Raw genomic sequence first — 23,678 nt, 5'->3', positions numbered from 1 at the left:
AAAGTATAGCGACATGACCTCATAATAAATATTGTTGTTTATTTTTAAGTGTCATATTTTCAGGGCCGTAAAGAATCCTGATTCTATTGCTTTCTGAATGTTGGCCGTTGAAACGGCATCACCTACCATATAGTATTCCTGGAATTTTGATTTCAGACTATCCTCCAGATAGCGTACCGGTTTTGTTCCAAATGCGAGCACTAAAGTATCAAAAGATAATTTCTTAGTCTCGTTATTGTTAATATCCAAAGCGGTAAGCTTATTATTTTCTACTTTCTGAATTTTGTGACTGGTGTAAACTTCGATTCCGGACTTTGCGATAATAGGAAGGATCGTAAGTCGCGTCAGAGGTTCCTCATTCATTGCCAGTTCCGGAAGCAGTTCTACGACGCCTACTTCCATCCCTTTCTCTCTAAGGTAATGGGCAGTTTCTATACCTATCTGCCCGCCACCTGCGACCAGCACCCTGCCTGTAGCTTCAGATTTTCCAATAAGTACATCGTCAGCAGTCACTATATTCTCTCCTAGGGAAAGACCCGGAATCTTCGGAATCACCGGTTGGCCTCCAGTAGCAAGAACGACTGCATCTGCATGAAGAGACGCAATCTTCTCTTCTGTCATCTTATAATTAAAATGAACGGTTAAATTTTTTATTTTAGAGAATTGTGCATTGTAGAAGCGTTGAATATTCGCTAATACGCTCTTTCCAGGAGGACACATAGCAGCCTTGATCTGGCCTCCGCATAATTCTCCTGACTTTTCATATAAATCAACAGAATGGCCGCGCATTACAAGCATGTATGAAACCTCCAGTCCTGCAGGGCCTGCACCAATAACAACAACATGTTTCTTCTTTGCTGCCATTGGAATGCCATCGCCATATTTTGATTCTCGACCTACTGTCGGATTCAATGCGCAGCGAATCGTCAGGTTATTGAAGATACGGTTTCCGATACAATGGTTACATGAAACGCATCTTCTAATACCTTCCTGATCGCCAGCTTTGATCTTATTTACCCAATCCGGTTCAGCAATCCATGCACGGGACAAGGAAACAAAATCTGCCTTTCCATCTGCAAGCACCTGCTCAGCAAGTTCAGGATCCTGCAGTCTACCTTGAGCGATTACAGGAATACTCACTGCATTCTTAATGGCTTCTGCCAAATGTACTAAACAACCTTTTTCATGATATATGGTCGGACAAATAAGTGGCATGGTCATGAACAAACCTGCTCCGCAATCGATAGCCGCTACTCCTGCCTTCTCAAGCATCTTTGCAAGTTTGACAGTCTCTTCCACACCTCTGCCGGCTTCACCGATATATTCATCAATTGCCATTCTTACAACAATCGGAAAATCATCTCCAGCATTCTTCTTACATGAAGCAACCAGTTCAAGAAGAAAACGAGCTCTGTTCTCCAAGCTTCCGCCATATTCATCATCCCTGTTGTTGAAATATGGTGAAAGGAATTCAGCTATCAAATAACCGCAATGTGCATGAATATAGAATGCATCGAAGCCGGCAATCTTGGCGCGTCTTGCACATAAACCAAAGACCTCGACAGACTTCTTAATTTCATCTACAGTCAGTTTTCTTACTTTTTTCTGTGCTACAGGACACTGAATCTCACTTGGCCCTACATTAGGAATATCATAGACACTCTCTGAACCACTATCATACGGTGTCCCAAGAGCCTGTGCACCACCGCCTGGTGAAACTAATGGAGCAATCTTGGCTCCTTCTAGATGTACAGCTTCTGTCAACTCGCAAAGCATTGGAATGTAGGCATTGTCGTCAAGACGTAATGATCTTGGATATGGATCAATAGGGTCAAGCTTTGTATTTCCCGCTATCTGATGCGTAACGATAAGACCTACTCCGCCTTTTGCCCTTCTGACATAATAATCAATTTCGCGCTGAGTAACCTGACCATCAGAAGTAGCAAAATGAGTTTCTGTTGGCCCCATAATGACATGATTACGAAGTGTCATATTACCAATCTTACCTGGTTCAAGTAAATGTTTAAACATATTTTAGCCTCCTTATTTTTATATTAACATTACACTTTAAAACTTGAAGTGTTCTTTTCTAAATCCTTCGCCATATTAAGTAATTTGTTAGCTGTAATAGCTATTCCATTAGTTATAGCAGCTTGTTCTTCTGTGGACGCTGTAACTTCTTCTGAAAGTGATGAGATTTCCTCTGAATTTGAGGCTATCCTCTCTACTGTAGATAAAATTTTATCTTTGCCTTTCATAGTTCTTTGAAGCACTTCATTAACTTCATTTATTTTTACTGGAATGTTATTTATTTTATTAATAACCTCCTTGAAAACACTTACTGATTCTGCTATATTTTCTTTACTTTCCTCTACTATATTAGCTGCAAAATCAGTAGTTTCTGAAACATCCTTTGTTTTTTTCATAACCTTATTAACTAAACCCGTTATATCTTTAGCAGAGTTCAAAACTTCTTCAGCAAGTTTTTTTATTTCTTCAGCTACAACTGAAAAACCTCTTCCTGATTCTCCCGCTCTTGCTGCTTCTATAGATGCATTTAATGCTAATAGATTTGTTTGTTTAGCTACACTATTTATAACATCTACAATAGAATTAATTTGTGATATAGTTTCATCTAAATTTTCGACTTTATTTCTTACAGTATGAAAGGATTTTTGCATATCTTCTATAGTATTTGATAAAGTAGTTATATTTTCTGCCCCTTTAGTTGAGTCATTCTTTATTTCTTCTCCATCTTGAGCTAGTTTAACTAATTTACCGCTTACATTGTTTAAGTCTGATGAAAAATCTTCTAAAATTTTAAGTGCATCTGATAAAGCCTCAGTTTGATTTATACCCTGTTCAGATACGCTTGTAACGGCTGCTGCAATTTCTTCACTGGCTAAGGCCACTTCTTCACCACCAGTTGAAATGTCTTGTGATATATTATTTAAACTTAAAGAAATAGATTTAATTTTCTTTATAAGTACTCTAAGACTTTTTGCGGTTTCATTACTTGTATAAGCAAGCCTGCCAATTTCATCCTTCCCTTTAACGGTATATTCTGAAGTTAAATCTCCTTTCCCTACTTCTTCAACGGTACGTTCTATGCTTTCTATAGGCTCAGCTATTCTTTTTCCTATTATTATTCCAGCAACAGTAACCAGCATTAAAATAATAATACTAACAATAATAGCTTTTACTATAGCACCTCTTATTGCATTTTCCATATTATTCACAGAAATACCTACTGAAACACTCAACACTACCTTGTCTCCTTGTTTTATAGGTACTGTTACATTATATGCAGGCGTATTTTTAAATTCAGACATATAAGCTTCAGTCTTTCCTTTCAAAGTCTCATCTAATTCTTTTAAATCTATTTTTTGTCCAATGGAATCCTTTGCGCTCCCTGCTAAAAGTATGCTATCAGGTGAAATTACCCCTATATAAAATAAATTTCCCTCTGATTGCTTATAATTTTCATCAACTATAGATTGTATTTTACTGATATTATCAGTTCCAGCATTTTCTATGCTTATCTTTATAATATTTGCTAGATTACTACCATCATATTTCATTTGATTTTGTAATCCTGTTACCATTTGATAAGTTGAAAAAGTAGTATTAATTATTAAAATAATTGCAGCCATGGCTACAAAATTAAAAATTAAATTTTTTCTTATAGACTTAAACATAAATTTCTTCCTCATTTCTCATTACTTAAAGTTACAAAATAGTTCATTATTATTCTCCAAACCTACTTACTAATCAGACATTCGAAAATAAGAATTTGTATTTTTGACACGCCTTACCGTTGTTGTCTGACCATGTCCTGGATAAAGTACAGTGTCTTCTGGCATCGTTAAAATTTTATGTTTAACTTCAGTAAGCAATGTAACTAAATCTCCACCATAATAATCGCTTATACCTATCTCACCATTATAAATACTATCTCCTACAAATGCTGCTTTCTCATTTTCACTATAAAAAACTACCCCATCTAAAGTATGGCCTGCAACATAAATAACTCTTAATTTTATTTTAGAATTAGCTTCTAATTTAATTAAATCATTATTTTTCATGTAATTTGTTGCTTCTATAGTAATATCCTGTCCACAACTAGATGACAAATTCCATATTGTGTTTTGGATATATTTTTTACCATTCTCATGTACATAAACTGGTATATTTAGTGCTTCACTTATTTCTTTTACTGCACCAATGTGATCAAAATGGCCATGTGTTATAAGAATTTTTTCAATTATTAAATTATTTTCTCTTATATAATTTAATAATTTACTAGCTTCTGCACCTGGATCAATTAGAAAGGCATGATTACTTTCACTATCTATTAAAAAATATGAATTTGTTGTAAAAACACCTGTTACTGGTAATTCTATAATCATTTATATGCTCCTTATAAGTCATAGATTATGAGCTTTATTATTAAATCATCTCCTACGGAGCTGCAATAGATAAGTATTATTTATTATTTGGAATACTACAGCCGTCACTATTACAAACCATACCGCCTAAGTTGTCATTTTCCATTGTTTTTTCTTCTTGTAATGCTTTTTCAAAAGTCTTCTCAAATACTTCTGATGGTTGGGCGCCTGAAATTGAATATTTTTCGTTAATCAAAAAGAATGGAACTGCATGTATTCCAAGTTTACCAGCTTCATATTCATCATTGCGAACATCCTCTGCAAACTTTTTACCATTTAATATATCTTCTACTTCTAATTTATCTAAACCAAATTCAATAGCAATATCAGTTAATACCTTATGATCACTCATTTGTTTATTTTCAGTAAAATATGCATGTAATAATTTTTCTGAAATTTCTATTCCTTTTCCTTTAGTTTCTGCATATTTTGCAATACGATGAGCATCAAATGTATTTGTATAACGTACTGTATTATAATTAAAATCTAGTCCAACACTTTTAGCATATTCAGTTATACTATCTATCATCTGTTGTGCTTTTTCACTACTCATACGATATTTTACTGAAATTCTTTCTCTCGTATTTGTTGTTGTTTTATAACTAGCACTTGGATCTAGTTCAAAACTTTTAAAACTAATCTCTATATCTTTTCTATCCGAAAAACTCTCTAAAGCCTTTTCTAATCTACGTTTTCCTATATAACAGTATGGACATGCGTAATCTGACCATATTTCTATTTTCATTTATAAACACCACTTTCGATTAAATATTTTTTTTATAAATGTACATCTATTAATATTAACTCGAGTTAAATCTTACTTGCAAATTCAATTATATACATATATCTATACAGAACAAGTACGCAATAAAATTATAGATACTATAATAAAATATAGTATTGTGTATTTATCTGTATTATAATAGATATAAAAATTATATATTAAAAGGGAGTTGATTAGATTGACCGAAGACAAATTCTTACTTCCAGATTGTCCACTTGAATATGCAACTAATATTATAGGCGGAAAATGGAAAATGAGACTTATATGGGAATTACATCAAGCAGATTATGTTAGATTTAATCAATTAAAACGGCAATTAAATGGCATTACAGATATGATGCTCGCTAAAATTTTAAAAGAACTAGTAAAAGAAAATATAGTTAAAAGGGTTCAATATAATGAAATTCCTCCACATGTGGAATATTCTCTAACTACAAATGGATTAAATTTAGTGAATGCATTAAATGAAGTTACAAAATGGTCAAAAGGAACGCATAACGCACCAAATTAAATCAATGCTTACATCTATATTCAGATCTTTTCTCAATTCTCCTCTTGAAATTCCATGTTCTAAAATTTATTTCGAAATATTTCGGCGAGGCTTAAAATATATTGTACGATATGCCTCATCTACCTTTGGATCAAATTATCCTTCTTCTATTGTTTCATTAATTACATTTCCTTCCTTGCTCATTAGGAACGTTTAGTATACTATATAATTATAGAACACGTTCAGTTTTTATTTAAACTACCTTATTAGTTTAAATAAAAAGTTAAATTATCTCCTGGGTCGCTGCAACAGCTTCGAAGAAGATGCATTGACGACTTCAGAAGGATATTATTAGGAGGAATAAGAAAATGAATTTAATAACTGTAGATCAAGAGAAATGTATCAAATGCGGAATTTGTGCAAATGAATGTCCTGAGCAGATATTAATAATTGGGAAAAATGGTCCAGAAGCTATTTCCGAAAAATGTATTGCCTGTGGACATTGTGTAGCTGTTTGTCCTAAAAAAGCTATTAATAATGTAAAATCGCCATTAGTCAATCAAAAAAGTGCAAAAGAATTCCCAAAATTAAGTCCTGAAGAAGCAGAAAACTTTCTTCGTTCAAGACGTGCAATTCGATCTTATAAAGAAACTCCTGTTCCAAGAGAAAAATTAACGGATCTGGTTAATATCGCACATTTCGCTCCTACTGGACATAATCTACAAGGTATATCTTATATGATCATAGATGATAGAAATATACTTGATAAAGCTGTTGAACTTATTGCTGAGGAATTCGAACATGATAAATTATTCAGTGAGATATATGATAGTTATATTAAATCTTTTCGTAATGAAGGAATTGATGCTATTTTGAGAGGGGCACCTTGTCTTGTTCTAGCAACCGCTGACGTAGATTTCCCACGAGGAAGAGAAAATTCTATTTTTTCATTAGCATATATGGAACTATATGCCCCAACACTTGGATTGGGTTCTTGCTGGGCTGGAGTATTTGAAAAGATTGCACTTAAAGATAATTCGCCCATGCTTGAATTGCTAAATATTCCCAAAAGCAAAAAAATAACAGGTGCCGTTATGGTTGGATACCCAAAATATAGTTATGCAAGGTTAGTAGATAGAAATCCATTGCAAGTTACTTTTTATGAATCCAATATCTAATATTGGAATTTGTAAATGAATTATAAAGGAGATAAAATGGAAGATTTTTTAGAAAAGTTTAGTTTAAAAGGAAAAAAAGCTATTGTAACTGGTGGTACTAAAGGTCTTGGTTATGGAATGGCAGAAGGATTATTAGAAGCTGGTTGTGAAGTGGCAATTATTGGTTCTTCTGATAAAACAATGTCTACAGCAGCTGCTTTTGTTGAACAAGGTTATAAATGCCATGGTATAAAAGCAGATTTAAGAAACACACAAGATAATTATCGAGCATTTGATGATTGCTTGGCAGCACTGGATGGTAATTTGGATATTCTAGTAACTGCAGCCGGTATTCAAAGAAGACACAGAGCAGAAGATTTCCCCATCGAGGAATGGGATGAGGTTATGAGTATTAATCTTCGTTCTGTATTTATTATGTGTCAATTAGCTGGAAAAACAATGTTAAAACAAAGTTCAGGAAGAATTATTAATATCGCTTCTATGACCTCATTTTTCGGGAGTGAAATGATACCTGCGTATGCAGCAAGTAAAGGTGGCGTTGCACAATTAACTAAAGCACTTTCCAATGAATGGTCATCAAAAGGAGTAAATGTAAATGCAATTGCCCCAGGATATATGGTAACAAAATTAACGGCAGATATGAAAGAAAAAAATCCAAAACAATATGAAGAGATTACCGGAAGAATTCCAAAACATCGTTGGGGGCAAGCAGAGGATCTTAAAGGATTATCTGTATTTCTTTCTAGTGAAGCATCTTCTTATATCACAGGTGCAATTATTCCAGTAGATGGAGGATATCTAGGAAAGTAATATAAATAGCAAAATGAAAAGACATTGTATGCCTTAATGTAAGCGTATATAATGTCTTTTCATTATGTTTTATTGATAAGAGGAAAGGTTGATAAAAATGAATATTATAATAGCAAAAGCAATAACCTTGATGGCAATTATACTAACTGGATATATATTTAAGAAGATAAACATATTAAAAAAGCAAGATTTTGAAGTGATTTCCAGTATTGTTTTAAAATTAACATTGCCATGTGCAATTATTGCAAATTTAAATGGAACAAAACTAAGTCTTGAAATGCTGTTTATTATTATCATTGGATTTGGTTTTAATATTTTTCTAGTGATAGCGGGATATTTTATGAGAAAAAACAAAACAGATAAAAGCTTTTCTATGCTAAACTTATCAGGATTTAATATCGGCAACTTTACTTTACCATTTGTAAGCGGTGTTTTTTCTTCGACCAGTGTACTTGCAACTTGTATGTTTGATGCAGGAAATTCCATTATGTGTTTAGGCATGACATATGGATTTGCTTCAGCAATACAGGATCCATCGAACAAATTTGATTATAAAATTGTATTTAAGAAAGTGGTATCCTCAGTACCCGTGTGTACTTACATGTTTATGATAGTATTATCTATATGTAATATACTCATTCCATCAAACTTAATCATATTTGCACAAACCATAGGATCAGCAAATACATTTTTATCTATGCTTATGATTGGAATAGCCATTGAAGTACATTTTAATAAGAAAATTATCTCTCTAATATGGAAGCATATTATGGTACGTTATAGTATTTGTGGATTATTAGCATTGTTTATTTTCTTTATGGCTCCAATTTCTTTAGAGATGCGACAAACAATTGTTATTTTATTATTTTCACCAATTACAAGTCTAGCAACTGTTTATACACAAAAACTAGGAGGGAATACAGAGTTATCTGCATGTATTAATTCAATATCTATAATTTTTTCAGTTATTATAATAACTGTATTAATATTATTGTTTTCATAATATTAATACAATTAGGTGTTATACTTTGTCATGAGTGAAATTAGCACGTTACATAGTTAATTATTTTAACCAATGCGTTGGGCGAGTTAGTAATATTGGTAACTTTGTATTCGAATCCCCCTTAGCTGTGTTGATCTGGGATTGAGTTAGAAAAATACTGTCTGTAAGATTAGCTCCGCTTATATCAGTATCTCTTAAATCAGCTCCTATAAGATCAGCTCCACTCAGATCGACTTCTCTAAGATTTGCTGCAATAAGACATGCTCCTCTTAAGTTTGCACCCCTTAGATTATTTTTTCTAAGGTCTGAACCAATAAGATCTGCCCCTCCAGCCTTTGTTTTCTGATACTTTGAAGGGTTCTTCTGTCCCCTACATGCTTTAGACCGAACAAGTTCGCTAGTTTTAAAAAGTAGAACATTAACATTGTCCCTGTGTGATTCTACATCCAGTTTTATAAGAGAATCCGGACTTAGATGAGTGAGACGTATAGTCTCATTTATTATAGAATTGAGCTTATCTTTTACAGAATGAGCCACTTGTAATATGCTTGCCTCTGTCAGATACCATAACATTTCATGAAGTTGCCTCATTATTAGAAACACCTCAAACATTTGTTTTGCAGATTCCGGAACCAGCCTCCAATCGTGTCCACTATATGTAACTTGAGCTACCTTTTGACCTGCACCAAAACAATCATACGCAGTGCAACCTTTAAGACCCTTATCACTTAAATTTTTGTGAACAGAGCAATTAAAGTCCGATTGTAGGTTTATGCAAGGCCTACCAGCATCTTTGTTGATTGGAAAACCTTCAGACGCCGAAAAGTACAATGCAACGCAGCACAATCCAAAACATTTTTTACAGTCAACTCTCAGATTATCGATACTTGTGTCAATAGAAGATACAAATTCTTTGTTATTTCCAGATAATTCTTGATCATACTTATTTTTATATGGATATATCATATTTATTCACCTCATATTTGTAAAACTTTAATAAATTTAACTTATTAAGTATAACATAGGCAATATATTATTCAACTTTTTAAAACACTCATATAATTCTATTGTATATCATCAAGGACATTAAAAATATCAATTATTTATTATTTCGAATGTAACAAGCGTATACTTATGTACCTCTTGAAACAAGCAGATATTAAATACCTAATATGCGTAATTTACAAGCTATTACTTATATGACCATTTAAATCCAAATATGTTATAATTAAAAAATACTCTCCATGCCAATAAAATTATTAGATATATAAATAGAAAATTTTTAAAATTATAAATTTAATATACACGGATAAATTCCTACATAATCCGATCATTAAATCGTGGCTTATAAATTAAAAGGAGTGATATGTATGAAAGAAAAAAGGCCTGTATTAGTAACTTATATTGTTGATTTAAATTTTTTAAATGTTTTTTTATTGATAATATCCTCATTCCCAAAGTTTACTAAACAATTTGGAATTGTTACTGAAACACCTACTTTTTTTAATGTTGCAATTAAAGCCTTACTCTTTTTAATTCTATTAACAATATCTTATGGATTATTGAGGCTTAAAAAATGGAGTTATTGGATGATGATAACCTACAATATGTTTTTTCTAATATTATCTATTATTTATTTATTAAAACTTACCGGACCATCATCTTATAATCAAGGCTGTATATCTTCCATTTTAGGACTAACACTTATATTTTCAGCGAAGCGATACTTTATTAAATCATCTCCTGAGGAGCTATAGTATTAATAATTTTAATAAGGTAAGCCTCCACTTGAAGCTTACCTTCACATATTTTTTGAAAGATACTCTCCCCATTTCAGTGAACTAATCACTTATTATTCGAAAGATACTTTCTGCCCTTCCTAGGACTAATCATCTTTTTCTTAGCTAATGCTAACAAAAGTATATATTGCGCAAAATGCATTTGAGCGAGTTTAGTAATTCTTAATTTAATTTATTTGTAGCTGCGTAAAGAAAAATGCATGTTTGAGCGAAGCGAGTTTGCATTTTTTAGCAGATATTAATAAATCAAATTTTAGAATTACTTAGCAAAGCGAAAGCATTTAAGCAATATATACTTCTCGTTATAGCATTGGTGAAGAAAATGGATACCTTATTTTATGTTGCGGCTTCCAGGTTTTATGTATGGTGATCCACTTTTGCAAAGCGGGCAATTTGCTGGATCATAACTTTCTATACCAAGCTTTATAGCGCTGTATATAGGATAATCAATATTGCTACTTCCTCTATCTACTATACAACATATACCAACTACTTCTGCTCCAAGCCCTTTTAAAACTTCTATTGTTTCTAAAGAAGATTTACCGGTAGTCACTACATCCTCTGTAATTAAAACTTTCTGACCTTTAGTAATTTCAAATCCACGGCGTAATTCCATCTTTCCGTCTACTCTTTCAGTAAATATAGCAGGTTTCCCAGTTTGTCTACCTACTTCATAAGCTACTATTATTCCACCCATTGCAGGTCCTACTACTATATCAAAAGGTATATCTTTAATCTTCTGTGTTACTATGCTAAGTACTTTTGCAGATTTATCTGGATATTGAAGAAGTTTTGCACATTGGCAATATCTATTACTGTGTCTTCCTGATGATAACAGAAAATGTCCCTCTAGTAGTGCTCCTGATTCTTTTAATATATCTAAAACATTTATATTCATATAATCTCCTCCTATTTTAAGTACATGGCTTCTAAGTTTTCTTAAATAATTCCTCTAATTTCACTTAAATCTTTGATACCTTCTTTTATCATATACTTTTCAATTCCCTCTATTATATCTATACAAACATCAGGTTTTACAAAATTAGCAGTTCCAACTCCAACTGCCTCTGCCCCGACCATTATAAATTCTATAGCATCTTCGAATGTGGATATACCACCCATTCCCACAACTGGAACGTCTACGGCTTTGCATACTTCATGCACCATTCTAAGCGCCATTGGTTTTATTGCTGGTCCCGATACCCCTGCATATATGTTATTAAATATTGCGCGTCGTTTATGTATATCTACGGCCATACCTTTAAAAGTATTCACTAAAGATAATGCATCCGCTCCAGCTTCGCAGCATTTATATGCCATATCTACTATATCCTCAGCATTTGGTGATAACTTAACCATAAGAGGTTTCTTACATATACTTTTCACCTGGCGTACCACGTCATATGCTACCTTTGATTTAATTCCAAAAGCCATACCACCACACAATACATTAGGGCAAGATATGTTTAACTCAATTATGTCTACGGCCTCGTTGTTTAATCTTTCTATTGCAGCCATATATTCCTCAACGCTACTACCACCAACATTTGCGATTATAGCTGTGTTGCACTTAAGCATCAATGGAAGTTCTTTAGTTATAAACTTTTCAATACCTGGGTTTTGAAGCCCTACACTATTTAACATTCCACCACGTGATTCATAAATCCTTATTCCATCATTACCTTGTTTCCCATTAAGAGTAAGACCCTTGCCAGATATACCACCAAGTCTTCCTACATCGTAATAATCTTTATATTCTTCACCAAATCCAAAAGTTCCAGATGCAGCTATAACAGGATTTTTTAAAACTACTCCACATAATTCTACCTTAGTCATTAAAAATCAAATCCTCTCCGTTAAATACTGGGCCATCCTTACATGTTCTCTTATTCCCACCCTTTGTTTTACAAGTGCAAACAAGACATGCACCTATTCCACAGGCCATATGATTTTCCATAGACACATATACCGGTACCTTCGCATCATTACACATAGTTATAACTTTTCTCATCATAATTTCTGGTCCACAACAAATAACTGTTCTATAATCTTTTGGATTTAGTATGTCCGTTATGTATCCTTTATGACCAATTTTACCGCTTTCTGTGGATAAGTTGATTTTATTTACATATTTTTCCACAGAATCCACAGAATAATCCACAGTTTTAAACCCAGAATACAAATCTATTTCACAACCGGTAAGTTTTTTGATCAAATAAACAAGTGGTGCTATACCAATTCCACCAGATACAACAGCAATTTTCCCTTTAATCTTATCTACCTCAAATCCATTTCCGAGTGGTCCCATTATCTGAAGCTCGTCATTCTCTTTAAGTTTACTAAAATGTTTTGTTCCTTGCCCTACTATTTGATATAAAAAACTTATTTTCTCATCATCTACGTCATATACACTTATAGGTCTTGGCAATAGTGGTTCAAGTTGACCCGTCTTTAACATAAAAAATTGTCCTGGCTTTACATTAAATTTACCTTTTATAGAAAGCTTATACACACCCTCACTTATTAAAACATTCTCATATGTCTTCTCGACTGAGTATTTCAAATAAACCCCTCCAGTGCTTAATAAAAATCATATATTATTTATTAGCTGCTTTTCTTATAGCATCTCTCATTTTTATAGCTTCTGCCCTAGCACACTGTTCAAAATGACTTCCACCATTTTCAACTTTCTTATACGCAAGCAATATACTTCTAGATGCATTCACAACTCCGCCATTTCCATTTTTTAAATAAATAGCAACATCATTTGCTGCTCCACCTTGTGCTCCATAACCAGGTATCAAGAAAAACATTTTTTCAAGATCTTTCCTCATCTTTAAGCCTTCATCTATATGAGTACATCCAACAACTCCACCTACAGAGCTATAACCACATTCTCCCATAAATTCACTACCGATTTTTAATAATTTTTCACCTACTATATCATAAACTTTTTTATTTTCTTTATTCTCTATATATTCTATATCTTCTGCACCTTTATTCGATGTTCTTACTAGAGAAAATAATCCTTTTTCATTGTTTTTTACATAAGGAAGATACGGCTCAATACTATCCATACCCATATATGGATTAACAGTTATAAAATCACTTTCAAAGTCTCCTTCAAAATGGGCTTTAGCATACATTTGAGCAGTTTTAGCAATGTCCCCTCTTTTAATGTCTGCAATTGCTAAACATCCTTTGCTTTTTATATATGTTAAAGTGTCTTTATATACTTTTAAACCATTTAAGCCAAGTGCTTCATAATATGCTATTTGTACCTTATAACACGCGGCTATGTCATATGTAGCATCAATTATCATTTGATTAAATCTATATAATGCGTGCTCATCATGCATAAATTTATTTCTAAACTCTACTGGTAAATACTCCAAATCAGTATCAAGCCCTACACATACATTACCTTTTTTTTCTACGCTTTCAAATAATCTATCTATAATCAATCATTATTCCACCTTTGCTATTTTATTTGCTTATCCATTCTTCGTTCTTGTCTGTTTTAGCTTTGTAAATTATTCTTCCAGCTTTAATAGTACACATAACTTTGCCTACTACACTCTTACCATCAAAAGGAGAATTATGTCCTTTTGATAAAAATTGTGAGCAATCAATATTGTACTTAGATTTAATATCTAAGAGAACCAAGTCTCCATCAAATCCAATTTTAATTTCGCCCTTATTTAACATCATAATTTTAGCTGGGTTTTTTGACATCAACTCAGAAAGTTTATTTATAGTAATATGGCCTTCTTCTACCAGTTTAGTGTAACATACCGGAAAGGAGGTTTCTAGCCCTGATATACCAGGTGCTCCATTTATTTTATCTTGGACGCTGTGTGGTGCATGGTCCGTTGCTATAACATCCACAAAGCCATCTTGCATCGCCTTAATTATAAAATTTACATCCTCCATTTTCCTCATAGGTGGATTTACTCTATACTTTGTTTCCTCGGTTAGTGCTACATGATGTGGTGTAACCTCGCAGGTAACTCGTGCCCCCTGTTTTTTACCATCTATAACATCCTTCATAGCTTCTTTCGTACTAACATGGGCTAAGTGAAGCTTGCAACCTGTAAATTTTGAAAGAGCTATATCTCTCCAACTCATCATATTCTCTGCGAGCCTCGTATCAATATCTACTAATTCTTCATTTTCAGCATGAGATATTATTGTTAAATTCTTCTCTTTAGCTGCAACCATCGCCTCAAGCATTACACGACTGTTAGAAACGCCCTTACCATCATCGGATATAAATCTCACTTTCGGTGTTAGCTGATATAAATGATCTATAGATTTTCCAAGTAAATCCTCTGTAATTGATGCACATTGGTGAATATCAACAAGATTTATTTCGCTCGCTTTTTCAAGGACCTTATCTATTACGTCCATTGAGCTACATACTGGTTTTGTATTTGCCATTAAATTTATTGCAGTATAACCACCACGAACTGCTGCCCTACTTCCTGATAACAAGTCTTCTTTATACGTATATCCAGGTTCTCTAAAATGACTGTGAAGATCTATAAAAGAGGGTGATAAAACATATCCCTCTCCATCTAGTACCTCACAGTCTTTTTCTATATTCTTTCCTATTTCATATATTATCCCTTTATTTATATACACATCGAAAATAGAATCTTGTGATGAATCAACTACCCTTGCATTTTTTATTAATAATTCCATTAGTTTATCATCCTTTCACGCTTTATTAAAATTCTACATACCTTTTAATTCAAATTACGTGTTTATTATGATATATTATTTGGGTTATTAATCTCATCGCAGTACATACATCTGTATTCGCCTTTTTCTCTATTCGATAGATAAAAGCTATGTTGAATTTCTTGCTCTGTAGATGTAATACATCTTGGATTAATGCATTTTATTATATTTTCAACATTGTCAGGTAATTTTAATTTAATTTTACTTTCAATTTTTTCTCCAGTTATTATATCTATTGTTATGTTAGGATCTATAAATCCTAAAACTGTATAATCTATATCAATCTCATTTTCTATTTTAATTATATCTTTTCTCCCAAGCTTACCACTAGGCGCATTCATAATAAGTGCCACAGTAAACTCAGCTTTATCCAAACCTAAATAGTTGAATATTTTAAGTCCTACACCAGCTTTAATATGATCTATTACTATTCCTCTTTTTATACTATTTATACTTACCATTATTTATCATCCCCCAAAAGTTTAGCAATAAGTGCCATTCTTACATACATACCATACTTTGCTTGTCTAAAGTAACATGCCCTTGGATCAGTATCTAATTCAACAGCTATTTCATTAACTCTAGGAAGTGGGTGAAGTATTATCATATCTTTCTTAGCTTTTACCATTTTTTCTTTGTTTAATATATAAATATCTTTAAGCCTTATATAATCTTCCTCATTAAAGAATCTTTCTTTTTGAACTCTAGTCATATACAATATATCAAGATCTCCGATTACCTCTTCTAATTTTTCAACCTCTTCAAACTCTATGTTATTTTTCTCAAGTACTTCTTCTTTAATATATTTAGGAATTTTTAATTCATTTGGTGCTATTAGTATAAACTTAATATTTTCGTATCTTGACATGGCTTTTATTAATGAATGAACTGTTCTACCAAACTTTAAATCACCACAAATTCCTATTGTTAAGTTTGATAATGTTCCTTTAATATTTCTTATGGTTAAAAGATCTGTTAATGTTTGAGTTGGATGTTGATGACCACCATCACCTGCATTTATTACTGGCATTTGAGAATTCATAGCTGCAACCTTAGCTGCGCCTTCTTTAGGATGTCTTATTGCTGCAATATCAGCATAACACTCTACAGTTCGTATAGTATCAGCTACACTTTCTCCCTTTGATGCTGAACTAGATTGTGCCTCAGAGAAACCTAACACCTCGCCTCCAAGTCTTAACATTGCTGCTTCAAAACTTAATCTTGTACGTGTGCTTGGTTCATAAAACAATGTTGCCAAAATTTTTCCATCACATATATGAGCATAATCCTTAGGATTTTTAATTATTTCATCTGCATAATCAAAAATCTCCTCTAGTTCTAGTAGTGATAAATCCATTGGGTCAATCAAATTTCTTCCTTTTAACATATTATATCCTCTCCTTCTCAGTCTCTCGGACTAAATTTAAAGGTACAGTAGCACTCTTAATATTGTGTTTATTTTATGATTTTTTTATAAACAAAAAACGCCATCTCTATTGTGAGAAGGCGTAGTAATAACACTTTAAATATCTACTTCCTTCTCGATCTCTCGGACCAAATTAAAGGTAATTTTTTATCTATGCTTTTGTTTTATATTACTATATAATTTAGTCTTTGTCAATATAATTTGCAATGCAGGTGCATTAACTTTTGTGTCTAGCATATAATTTATATTATTACATCTAGTCACCAACTATTTGAACACAATGTTCTAAAACATACCATTCACACATACAATCTAATTAAGAACAATTCAGATATAGACAAGCCAAAACAAATAAGCATAATTAAAAATATATTTTAACCGATTGAGCATGTTTTGATACATTTATGCAGTATAAATAATCTATAATTAGGGAGATATGACTATGGATATTGGAGTTACTCAATCTATTACAGAATTACAACAAGCTGAACAGAATTTTAAATATGCAGCTCCTGAGTTTGTTGCCATTGCAATAATGCAGTTATTAGCTGCTAGAATGAAAGTTGATATCTTATTAAGACTAAAGAAACAAAGCGGAGCCACTCCAATAGACCCATGAACCTATCCTATTTGGTGATAATGTCTTCATTACATAAGTGTTTATCGTATAATATTTATGACATTTTATGAAGACATAATTTCTTAACGGCTTCTTCAATCTGGGGTAAGCTTTTACCAATGCTACTGTCCACGGCTATGGTAATTGCTCCTTCAACTAGTGCAACGTCTAAAATCTTCACATTACTTTGCATTTCATCTGTCAAAGATTCAATCGCCATTTGAGCATTCATGCATGCACTACCAAGGTCAAATAATATAACAACGCCGTCCTCTGAGTATACTTGTTTTATTGCTAAAATGATCCTTTCTAAATCCGTTCCAAGTTCATTATCGCTAGTCCCTCCAGCTGATGCGATAGGTACATTATTTGCCATTTGAAGTGCTAATTCTTTTACCCCTTCAGCTACCTTGCTACTATGTGAAACTATCACAATTCCTACCATATATTACACCTTACTTTCATTTATGTTTTTTACTTCTTCATAAACAGTATTTAATATTAAATAACTAGATGTTGCACCTGCATCTTGATGACCAATACTTCTTTCGCCAAGATAACTAGCTCTTCCTTTAGTAGCAATTATAGTTTTTGTATATTCCACTCCTTGCATCGCAGCATCTTTTGAAGCTTTTAGGACCTCTAGTGGGTTTTTACCTGCGTCTTCTGCTTCTTTCATAGCAACAATCGCTGGTGCTATAGCATCAATCATTGTTTTTTCTCCCCTTTGAGCTTTTCCACGCATCATAACTCCACCAAGGGCAGCTTCGAGTATCTCAATATAATCTTTAACATCAATATCCGCTTTACCATTAATAGCAGCCGCTGCTTTCATAAATGCTGTGCCATATAATGGTCCTGCTGCTCCTCCAACATTCGATATTAGTGCCATGCCAGTTTTCTTAAGAATAACTCCGATATCAAGTCCATCATCATCCTTTAATTTTGTTACAACTGCATTAAACCCTTTATTCATGTTTATTCCATGATCCCCATCACCTATAGCTGCATCTAACTCGCTTAAATAAATCTTGTTTTTTTCAAGTACTTCTGCAATTTTATTTAAAATTAATATTACTTGTAATCCTGTAATGCTCATTTTTTCACATCCCTCCTTATATTTAAGCGTTTTCATTTTACATATCTTAATTTGTTATCTTACTATAACACTTTTAATGCTGCTGTATCTGCCGATGCATCTAATAGAATTTTTAATTCATCATCTAGTTTTAAAAGCGTAACAGAACATCCTGTCATTTCAAGAGAAGTCATAAACTCACCAACAAAAGTTTTATAAACTTTTATCCCCTTTTCTTCTAATATCTTATGAACTTTTCTATTGACAATGTACAACTCCATTAGTGGAGTAGATGCGAGTCCATTGACCATAATAGCAACTTCATCTCCGCCCGTGAGTGTCATATCAGTTAATATTTTACCTAACATATGATCTACTAGTTCATCAACAGGTTTAATTGTTTGTCTATGAGTGCCTGGCTCTCCATGAATACCAATACCAATTTCGATTTCATCCTCAGCTAAAGTAAAGTTAGGTTTTCCAAGCGCAGGGACTATGCAAGGTGTTAATGCAATTCCCATACTTCGTACATTATCAATTACTTTTTGTGCTACCAACTTAACATCTTCTAAATTTGCTCCTGTTTCTGCTTTTGCACCAGCTATTTTATGTACAAATACAGTTCCAGCTACCCCACGTCTTCCTGCTGTAAAAAGACTATTCTCAACTGCTACATCGTCATTAACAACGACACTTTCAACTTTTATACCATCCATTTGCGCCATTTCACTTGCCATTTCAAAATTCATTACATCTCCTGTATAGTTTTTAACAACTAAAAGAACTCCTACTCCTCCATTAACTGCTTTTATAGCTTCATATATTGGATCTGGGGCAGGTGACGTAAATACTGGCCCTAAAACCGCTGCATTTAGCATTCCTTTTCCTACATAACCTGCATGTGCTGGTTCATGACCACTTCCCCCTCCGCTAACCAAAGCAACTTTCCCGGATATCGGTGAATCTTTTCTAACAATTACATCCACATTTTCAAGTTTTTTAATATAATTTGGATGTGCCATTACCATACCTTCTAACATCTCTTCAACAACAGATTCTGGGTTATTAATTAATTTTTTCATTTATATTCTCCTCCATTCGTTATAAAGTTAATCATACCTTATATCTTCTACAAATGAGCGAGCATTCCTCCAAATATTCAGACTATTTATTCTAAAGTTTGAATATTTCCCAAAAATACTAAGGTAACAATAATTTTATATTATCGTCGCCTTAACATTTTATAATTATGTTTATAAATTCTAATTTGTCTTAGTACCATGCATACTCTTCCTGGCTGCCTGAAGCTTTGTATTTATCGTATTAGCTTGCACTTGCGTGATCACTTTGCTAGTAACTAATGATGCTAATTGATTATTTTTAGAATTTGATCCTTCTGTTGGTTTCGTACCACTTGGTTTTTCACCATTTGCAGGTGCACTACCAGTTGATTTCTCGCTACCCTCTTTAGCTGTCCCACTTGGTTTTTCGCCACTTGGCCTAGCTTTTGCGACTACAGCAAGAACCTTGTCAGACTGAGATTGTGTTATTGTTTTATCTGTGACTAACGCTTTAAGAACAGTTGTGTACGTTGTTTTCATTGTCGATGTATCAGGTTTTGTTGTTTCTGTAGTTGTCGTTACTGCAGTTGTTGTAGTTGCTGCCGTTGTTGATGCTGTTGTTTTTGAACCACATCCAACAAACATTGCCATAGTTATAGAAGAAGCTATTAATATTGAAGTTATTTTTTTAGCATTTTTCATTTTTGCACCATCCATTTTAGTTTATTATTTTTTGCATTCACAATAAAATATTTAATAGGTTTCTATATATTTATAATAACAGTTAATTATTGCAAAATAATCAAATAAATATGTAAACTTTATGTGGTTTTATATATCTTAAGATTATTTATATTTTACTATTTAATATATTAAGTGATTAGAATCTGATAAATTGTCTATAATCTAATTAGACCAACCTATTATTTGATTTGAAACTTAATAAACTGATTAAAACAATACTGCACTGGGTTCCCCCTAAGTGCAGTATTGTTTTTTATTCTATGTAAATTGCAATCAATTTGATATGAAGAAGTACAAAAAATAGCAAGTTCTACATTTCTGTAAAGCTTGCTATATCATCGTTTATGGTGCGCCCAGAGGGAGTCGAACCCACGACCTTCAGATTCGAAGTCTGCAACTCTATCCATCTGAGCTATGGGCGCATAATAAATTAATTTTTAAAAAGTCCTTAGTATAAATACTAAAGACTTTTTTTGGAGCGGGTAGAGGGAATCGAACCCTCATAATTAGCTTGGAAGGCTAACACTCTACCACTGAGTTATACCCGCGTATTTTGGAGCGGAAGACGAGATTCGAACTCGCGACGTCCACCTTGGCAAGGTGGCACTCTACCACTGAGCTACTTCCGCATGTATAATTTCTAAATAATGACTTGCCTTATAAATAGTAATGGTGCAGGTGAAGGGAGTTGAACCCATACACCCGAAGGCGCTAGATCCTAAGTCTAGTGCGTCTGCCAATTCCGCCACACCTGCATATTATTACTATTTTGGTGGCTTACCGGAGAATCGAACTCCGGACACCATGATTAAAAGTCATGTGCTCTACCAACTGAGCTAGTAAACCATATTAATTTATAGCAAACATAAATTTGAAAATGGGGTGGACGATGGGACTCGAACCCACGACAACCAGTACCACAAACTGGCGCTCTACCAACTGAACTACGTCCACCATATGGTGCGTCTTAAGGGATTCGAACCCCCGGCCCACGCCTTAGAAGGGCGTTGCTCTATCCAACTGAGCTAAAGACGCATATTAAGTAAAAATGGAGCGGGTAGAGGGAATCGAACCCTCGTAATTAGCTTGGAAGGCTAACACTCTACCATTGAGTTATACCCGCTTGTTAATTTAAATGGTCGGGGTGACAGGGATTGAACCTGCGACCTCATGGTCCCAAACCACGCGCGCTCCCAGCTGCGCTACACCCCGGCAAAATTTAAATGGTGCGCCATCGGGGTCTTGAACCCCGGACACCCTGATTAAGAGTCAGGTGCTCTACCAACTGAGCTAATGACACATATTTTGGTGAATCTTAAAGAATTTAATCCTTTATGCCTAAAACATTACTCTATCCAACTGAGCTAAACATACCTGGAACTTTAATATGTAATAACATACTTGGAGCGGGAGACGAGATTCGAACTCGCGACGTTCACCTTGGCAAGGTGACGCTCTACCACTGAGCCACCCCCGCATGTATGATTTAAATATTAATTTAATTTCAAATAGTAATGGTGCAGGTGAAGGGAGTTGAACCCATACACCCGAAGGCGCTAGATCCTAAGTCTAGTGCGTCTGCCAATTCCGCCACACCTGCATATTATTACTATTTTGGTGGCTTACCGGAGAATCGAACTCCGGACACCATGATTAAAAGTCATGTGCTCTACCAACTGAGCTAGTAAACCATAATGGCTGGGATAGCAGGATTTGAACCTACGAATGCCACAGTCAAAGTGTGGTGCCTTACCGCTTGGCGATATCCCAATTGTAAATGGGGTGGACGATGGGACTCGAACCCACGACAACCAGTACCACAAACTGGCGCTCTACCAACTGAACTACGTCCACCATATGGTGCGTCTTAAGGGATTCGAACCCCCGGCCCACGCCTTAGAAGGGCGTTGCTCTATCCAACTGAGCTAAAGACGCATATTTGGAGCGGGTAGAGGGAATCGAACCCTCGTAATTAGCTTGGAAGGCTAACACTCTACCATTGAGTTATACCCGCTTATTAATTTAAATGGTCGGGGTGACAGGGATTGAACCTGCGACCTCATGGTCCCAAACCACGCGCGCTCCCAGCTGCGCTACACCCCGATATTCATTAAACATCCATAAAATCATTTAATGTTCTAAATTAACTTTCTCGTCTTATTCATTGTATTTAATGAATTTTTCCGACGACATGGATTATTTTACACCATATATATTAATACGTCAATACCTTTTTTATAACTTTTATATATTTTAATAAGAAAGTAGTCTTATTATGCAAATAAATGTTACATTTCATACTAAGTTCACGTGTAAATACCCTTCTAAATTATTAAGTTAAAATCTTATCACCTTTGGTTCTATAGTCCCTTTATTAATACTTATAATAGCGTAACTCCTATCCCCATCTCTTGGAAGCGATGCACTACCAGGATTTATATACCATATTCCTTCTTCAAAATCTATTTTTGCAATATGTGTGTGTCCATATAAAACTATGTCAGCCCCTGTTTCTAAGGCTTTATATCTAAGTCCAGACAAATTTTCTTTTACGCCATATTTATGCCCATGTGTTAAAAAAATCTTTTTCCCACCAACGTCTAAAAGTCTATCACTTGGTACACTTGCAGAAAAATCACAATTTCCTTTTACATTTATTATATCGCCCTTATAATACTTTTTTATATTAGCTATGTCGTCTACATTATCGCCTAAGTGAATTAACACATCTACTCCATTTATCTCCCTTTCTAGCCTCTCTATGCTACTAATAACCATATGTGTATCACTTATAACACCTATGTACATTTTCAATCACCCTCTTCACTAATAAATCTTACTTTATCCTATTCTTTTTTATGTTCATAATAATTATATTTATTATACTAAATCTTTAAGTTCAATTTTTAATTTATTTAATGCTCTTCCCCTATGACTAATAGCATTTTTGACCTCAGCGTTCATCTGAGCAAATGTTTTTTTGTATTCTTTCACATAAAATAATGGGTCGTACCCAAATCCTTCATCACCTATAAATTCAGATGTGATTACTCCCTCCACTTGACCCTGCACTTTTATTATTTTATCTGCATTAACTATAAGTACCATTGCGCAAATAAATTTTGCCTTTCGTTCATGCTCACTTGCACCATCTAAAAGATATAATAATTTTTCATTATTTGCTAGATCATCTCCATGAACGCCAGCAAACCTAGCTGAAAAAACTCCTGGCGCTCCATTTAACGATTCCACAGCTAAGCCTGAATCATCCGCGAGTACCATGTTCCCGTCAGCTATCTTGTAAATTTCACTAGCCTTTATGTATGCATTGTCAATAAATGTACTTCCTGTTTCGTCTACATCTATATTAATATTGGCTTCTTTTAAAGATAATATTTCAAAATCAAACTCTGATAAAATCTCTTTTATCTCTTTAATTTTATGATCATTATTACTGGCAATTATTATTTTCTTCTTCATACTTATCCCCTTTGT

General features: G+C 33.7%; 24 protein-coding genes, 18 tRNA genes and 1 pseudogene. 6 read left to right on the top strand and 37 right to left on the bottom strand.

Going from position 1 to position 23,678, the window contains the following annotated elements; translation table 11 throughout:
- Window positions 1-51: 51 nt before the first annotated feature.
- The 4 genes from LL038_RS22610 to LL038_RS22595 all read right to left on the bottom strand — a co-directional run bounded on the left by LL038_RS22610 (window position 52) and on the right by LL038_RS22595 (window position 5,193).
- Window positions 52-2,031 carry an FAD-dependent oxidoreductase gene (locus tag LL038_RS22610; protein ID WP_216120949.1) on the bottom strand — a complete coding sequence of 660 codons (1,980 nt, stop codon included), beginning with the start codon at window positions 2,029-2,031 and terminating at the stop codon, window positions 52-54.
- Window positions 2,032-2,060: 29 nt separating this feature from the next.
- Window positions 2,061-3,698: a methyl-accepting chemotaxis protein gene (locus tag LL038_RS22605; RefSeq protein WP_216120947.1), complete on the bottom strand. Its 1,638-nt coding sequence runs from the start codon at window positions 3,696-3,698 to the stop codon at window positions 2,061-2,063.
- A gap of 69 nt (window positions 3,699-3,767) precedes the next feature.
- A complete protein-coding gene (locus tag LL038_RS22600) occupies window positions 3,768-4,409 on the bottom strand; it encodes an MBL fold metallo-hydrolase (RefSeq protein WP_216120945.1) in 642 nt (213 codons plus the stop codon).
- 76 nt (window positions 4,410-4,485) lie between these two features.
- Complete coding sequence (locus LL038_RS22595; RefSeq protein WP_216120943.1) at window positions 4,486-5,193, bottom strand: DsbA family oxidoreductase; 708 nt, start codon at window positions 5,191-5,193, stop codon at window positions 4,486-4,488.
- Between the two features lie 217 nt (window positions 5,194-5,410).
- Between LL038_RS22595 and LL038_RS22590 the strand changes: the two genes are divergently transcribed.
- A complete protein-coding gene (locus LL038_RS22590) occupies window positions 5,411-5,743 on the top strand; it encodes a winged helix-turn-helix transcriptional regulator (protein ID WP_253199799.1) in 333 nt (110 codons plus the stop codon).
- On the opposite strand, the pseudogene LL038_RS22585 reads toward LL038_RS22590, so the two are convergent.
- Window positions 5,735-5,932, bottom strand: a pseudogene (locus tag LL038_RS22585) (TetR-like C-terminal domain-containing protein); the annotation flags it as partial. The gene LL038_RS22590 and the pseudogene LL038_RS22585 sit on opposite strands and share 9 nt — an antisense overlap.
- Window positions 5,933-6,090: 158 nt before the next feature.
- On the opposite strand from LL038_RS22585, the gene LL038_RS22580 reads away from it, so the two are divergent.
- The 3 genes from LL038_RS22580 (at window position 6,091) to LL038_RS22570 (ending at window position 8,713) form a co-directional block, all read left to right on the top strand.
- Window positions 6,091-6,900: a nitroreductase family protein gene (locus LL038_RS22580; RefSeq protein ID WP_216120941.1), complete on the top strand. Its 810-nt coding sequence runs from the start codon at window positions 6,091-6,093 to the stop codon at window positions 6,898-6,900.
- 36 nt (window positions 6,901-6,936) lie between these two features.
- Window positions 6,937-7,710, top strand: coding sequence for an SDR family oxidoreductase (locus LL038_RS22575; protein ID WP_216120939.1), 774 nt, complete (start codon window positions 6,937-6,939; stop codon window positions 7,708-7,710).
- A 97-nt stretch (window positions 7,711-7,807) separates the two neighbouring features.
- Window positions 7,808-8,713 (top strand): AEC family transporter, encoded by a 906-nt coding sequence (locus LL038_RS22570; RefSeq protein ID WP_216120937.1) that lies wholly within the window; start codon window positions 7,808-7,810, stop codon window positions 8,711-8,713.
- Between the two features lie 60 nt (window positions 8,714-8,773).
- Here LL038_RS22570 and LL038_RS22565 read toward each other — a convergent pair whose 3' ends face one another.
- Window positions 8,774-9,679 carry a pentapeptide repeat-containing protein gene (locus LL038_RS22565; RefSeq protein WP_216120935.1) on the bottom strand — a complete coding sequence of 302 codons (906 nt, stop codon included), beginning with the start codon at window positions 9,677-9,679 and terminating at the stop codon, window positions 8,774-8,776.
- Window positions 9,680-10,083: 404 nt separating this feature from the next.
- On the opposite strand from LL038_RS22565, the gene LL038_RS22560 reads away from it, so the two are divergent.
- A complete protein-coding gene (locus LL038_RS22560) occupies window positions 10,084-10,470 on the top strand; it encodes a hypothetical protein (RefSeq protein WP_216120933.1) in 387 nt (128 codons plus the stop codon).
- A gap of 373 nt (window positions 10,471-10,843) precedes the next feature.
- On the opposite strand, the gene pyrE is transcribed toward LL038_RS22560, so the two are convergent.
- The 7 genes from pyrE to pyrB form a co-directional block, all read right to left on the bottom strand.
- Window positions 10,844-11,410 carry an orotate phosphoribosyltransferase gene (pyrE, locus tag LL038_RS22555; protein WP_216120931.1) on the bottom strand — a complete coding sequence of 189 codons (567 nt, stop codon included), beginning with the start codon at window positions 11,408-11,410 and terminating at the stop codon, window positions 10,844-10,846.
- 41 nt (window positions 11,411-11,451) lie between these two features.
- The gene (locus LL038_RS22550; RefSeq protein ID WP_216120929.1) at window positions 11,452-12,348 is read right to left on the bottom strand and encodes a dihydroorotate dehydrogenase; all 897 of its coding nucleotides are present in this window, start codon (window positions 12,346-12,348) and stop codon (window positions 11,452-11,454) included.
- On the bottom strand, window positions 12,341-13,075 hold the full coding sequence (locus tag LL038_RS22545; RefSeq protein WP_216120927.1) for a dihydroorotate dehydrogenase electron transfer subunit: 735 nt from the start codon (window positions 13,073-13,075) through the stop codon (window positions 12,341-12,343). Before LL038_RS22545 ends, LL038_RS22550 begins: the two co-directional genes overlap by 8 nt.
- Window positions 13,076-13,109: 34 nt before the next feature.
- Complete coding sequence (gene pyrF, locus LL038_RS22540) at window positions 13,110-13,976, bottom strand: orotidine-5'-phosphate decarboxylase (protein ID WP_216120925.1); 867 nt, start codon at window positions 13,974-13,976, stop codon at window positions 13,110-13,112.
- A gap of 22 nt (window positions 13,977-13,998) precedes the next feature.
- Complete coding sequence (locus LL038_RS22535; RefSeq protein WP_216120923.1) at window positions 13,999-15,216, bottom strand: dihydroorotase; 1,218 nt, start codon at window positions 15,214-15,216, stop codon at window positions 13,999-14,001.
- 65 nt (window positions 15,217-15,281) lie between these two features.
- Window positions 15,282-15,716, bottom strand: a complete 435-nt coding sequence (locus LL038_RS22530; RefSeq protein ID WP_071614337.1) for an aspartate carbamoyltransferase regulatory subunit — start codon at window positions 15,714-15,716, stop codon at window positions 15,282-15,284.
- Window positions 15,716-16,642: an aspartate carbamoyltransferase gene (gene pyrB, locus LL038_RS22525; RefSeq protein ID WP_216120921.1), complete on the bottom strand. Its 927-nt coding sequence runs from the start codon at window positions 16,640-16,642 to the stop codon at window positions 15,716-15,718. Before pyrB ends, LL038_RS22530 begins: the two co-directional genes overlap by 1 nt.
- A gap of 475 nt (window positions 16,643-17,117) precedes the next feature.
- On the opposite strand from pyrB, the gene LL038_RS22520 reads away from it, so the two are divergent.
- Entirely contained in the window at window positions 17,118-17,300 is a 183-nt protein-coding gene (locus tag LL038_RS22520; protein WP_268055938.1) for a hypothetical protein, read from the top strand.
- A 55-nt stretch (window positions 17,301-17,355) separates the two neighbouring features.
- Here the strand turns inward: LL038_RS22520 and dhaM are convergent, their stop codons facing one another.
- The 24 genes from dhaM to LL038_RS22400 all read right to left on the bottom strand — a co-directional run bounded on the left by dhaM (window position 17,356) and on the right by LL038_RS22400 (window position 23,663).
- A complete protein-coding gene (gene dhaM, locus LL038_RS22515) occupies window positions 17,356-17,745 on the bottom strand; it encodes a dihydroxyacetone kinase phosphoryl donor subunit DhaM (protein WP_216120917.1) in 390 nt (129 codons plus the stop codon).
- A 3-nt stretch (window positions 17,746-17,748) separates the two neighbouring features.
- The gene (dhaL, locus tag LL038_RS22510; protein ID WP_216120914.1) at window positions 17,749-18,399 is read right to left on the bottom strand and encodes a dihydroxyacetone kinase subunit DhaL; all 651 of its coding nucleotides are present in this window, start codon (window positions 18,397-18,399) and stop codon (window positions 17,749-17,751) included.
- A gap of 62 nt (window positions 18,400-18,461) precedes the next feature.
- Window positions 18,462-19,460, bottom strand: a complete 999-nt coding sequence (gene dhaK, locus LL038_RS22505) for a dihydroxyacetone kinase subunit DhaK (RefSeq protein WP_216120912.1) — start codon at window positions 19,458-19,460, stop codon at window positions 18,462-18,464.
- A 180-nt stretch (window positions 19,461-19,640) separates the two neighbouring features.
- Window positions 19,641-20,141, bottom strand: a complete 501-nt coding sequence (locus LL038_RS22500) for a hypothetical protein (RefSeq protein ID WP_216120910.1) — start codon at window positions 20,139-20,141, stop codon at window positions 19,641-19,643.
- A gap of 387 nt (window positions 20,142-20,528) precedes the next feature.
- Window positions 20,529-20,605: transfer RNA gene (locus tag LL038_RS22495), tRNA-Arg, on the bottom strand.
- A gap of 52 nt (window positions 20,606-20,657) precedes the next feature.
- Window positions 20,658-20,731 (bottom strand) — tRNA-Gly (locus tag LL038_RS22490).
- Window positions 20,732-20,737: 6 nt separating this feature from the next.
- A tRNA-Gly gene (locus LL038_RS22485) sits at window positions 20,738-20,812 on the bottom strand.
- A 41-nt stretch (window positions 20,813-20,853) separates the two neighbouring features.
- Window positions 20,854-20,938, bottom strand: a tRNA-Leu gene (locus tag LL038_RS22480).
- 15 nt (window positions 20,939-20,953) lie between these two features.
- Window positions 20,954-21,029: transfer RNA gene (locus LL038_RS22475), tRNA-Lys, on the bottom strand.
- Window positions 21,030-21,061: 32 nt separating this feature from the next.
- Window positions 21,062-21,137 (bottom strand) — tRNA-His (locus LL038_RS22470).
- A gap of 4 nt (window positions 21,138-21,141) precedes the next feature.
- Window positions 21,142-21,218: transfer RNA gene (locus LL038_RS22465), tRNA-Arg, on the bottom strand.
- A 14-nt stretch (window positions 21,219-21,232) separates the two neighbouring features.
- Window positions 21,233-21,306: transfer RNA gene (locus LL038_RS22460), tRNA-Gly, on the bottom strand.
- A gap of 13 nt (window positions 21,307-21,319) precedes the next feature.
- Window positions 21,320-21,395 (bottom strand) — tRNA-Pro (locus LL038_RS22455).
- Between the two features lie 12 nt (window positions 21,396-21,407).
- Window positions 21,408-21,483 (bottom strand) — tRNA-Lys (locus LL038_RS22450).
- A gap of 102 nt (window positions 21,484-21,585) precedes the next feature.
- Window positions 21,586-21,660, bottom strand: a tRNA-Gly gene (locus LL038_RS22445).
- Window positions 21,661-21,698: 38 nt separating this feature from the next.
- A tRNA-Leu gene (locus LL038_RS22440) sits at window positions 21,699-21,783 on the bottom strand.
- Window positions 21,784-21,798: 15 nt separating this feature from the next.
- Window positions 21,799-21,874 (bottom strand) — tRNA-Lys (locus LL038_RS22435).
- 4 nt (window positions 21,875-21,878) lie between these two features.
- A tRNA-Gln gene (locus LL038_RS22430) sits at window positions 21,879-21,953 on the bottom strand.
- Window positions 21,954-21,961: 8 nt separating this feature from the next.
- Window positions 21,962-22,037 (bottom strand) — tRNA-His (locus LL038_RS22425).
- Between the two features lie 4 nt (window positions 22,038-22,041).
- Window positions 22,042-22,118, bottom strand: a tRNA-Arg gene (locus LL038_RS22420).
- Window positions 22,119-22,123: 5 nt separating this feature from the next.
- Window positions 22,124-22,197 (bottom strand) — tRNA-Gly (locus LL038_RS22415).
- 13 nt (window positions 22,198-22,210) lie between these two features.
- Window positions 22,211-22,286: transfer RNA gene (locus tag LL038_RS22410), tRNA-Pro, on the bottom strand.
- A gap of 234 nt (window positions 22,287-22,520) precedes the next feature.
- Window positions 22,521-22,991: a metallophosphoesterase gene (locus LL038_RS22405; RefSeq protein WP_216120908.1), complete on the bottom strand. Its 471-nt coding sequence runs from the start codon at window positions 22,989-22,991 to the stop codon at window positions 22,521-22,523.
- Window positions 22,992-23,063: 72 nt separating this feature from the next.
- A complete protein-coding gene (locus tag LL038_RS22400; RefSeq protein ID WP_216120906.1) occupies window positions 23,064-23,663 on the bottom strand; it encodes an XTP/dITP diphosphatase in 600 nt (199 codons plus the stop codon).
- Window positions 23,664-23,678 lie beyond the last annotated feature (15 nt).

The organism is Clostridium estertheticum (assembly GCF_026650985.1).
Classification (GTDB): Bacteria; Bacillota; Clostridia; order Clostridiales; family Clostridiaceae; genus Clostridium_AD; species Clostridium_AD estertheticum_C.
The sequence above is the reverse complement of the archived record's forward strand: the minus strand, read 5'-3'. Positions and strand labels throughout refer to the sequence as shown.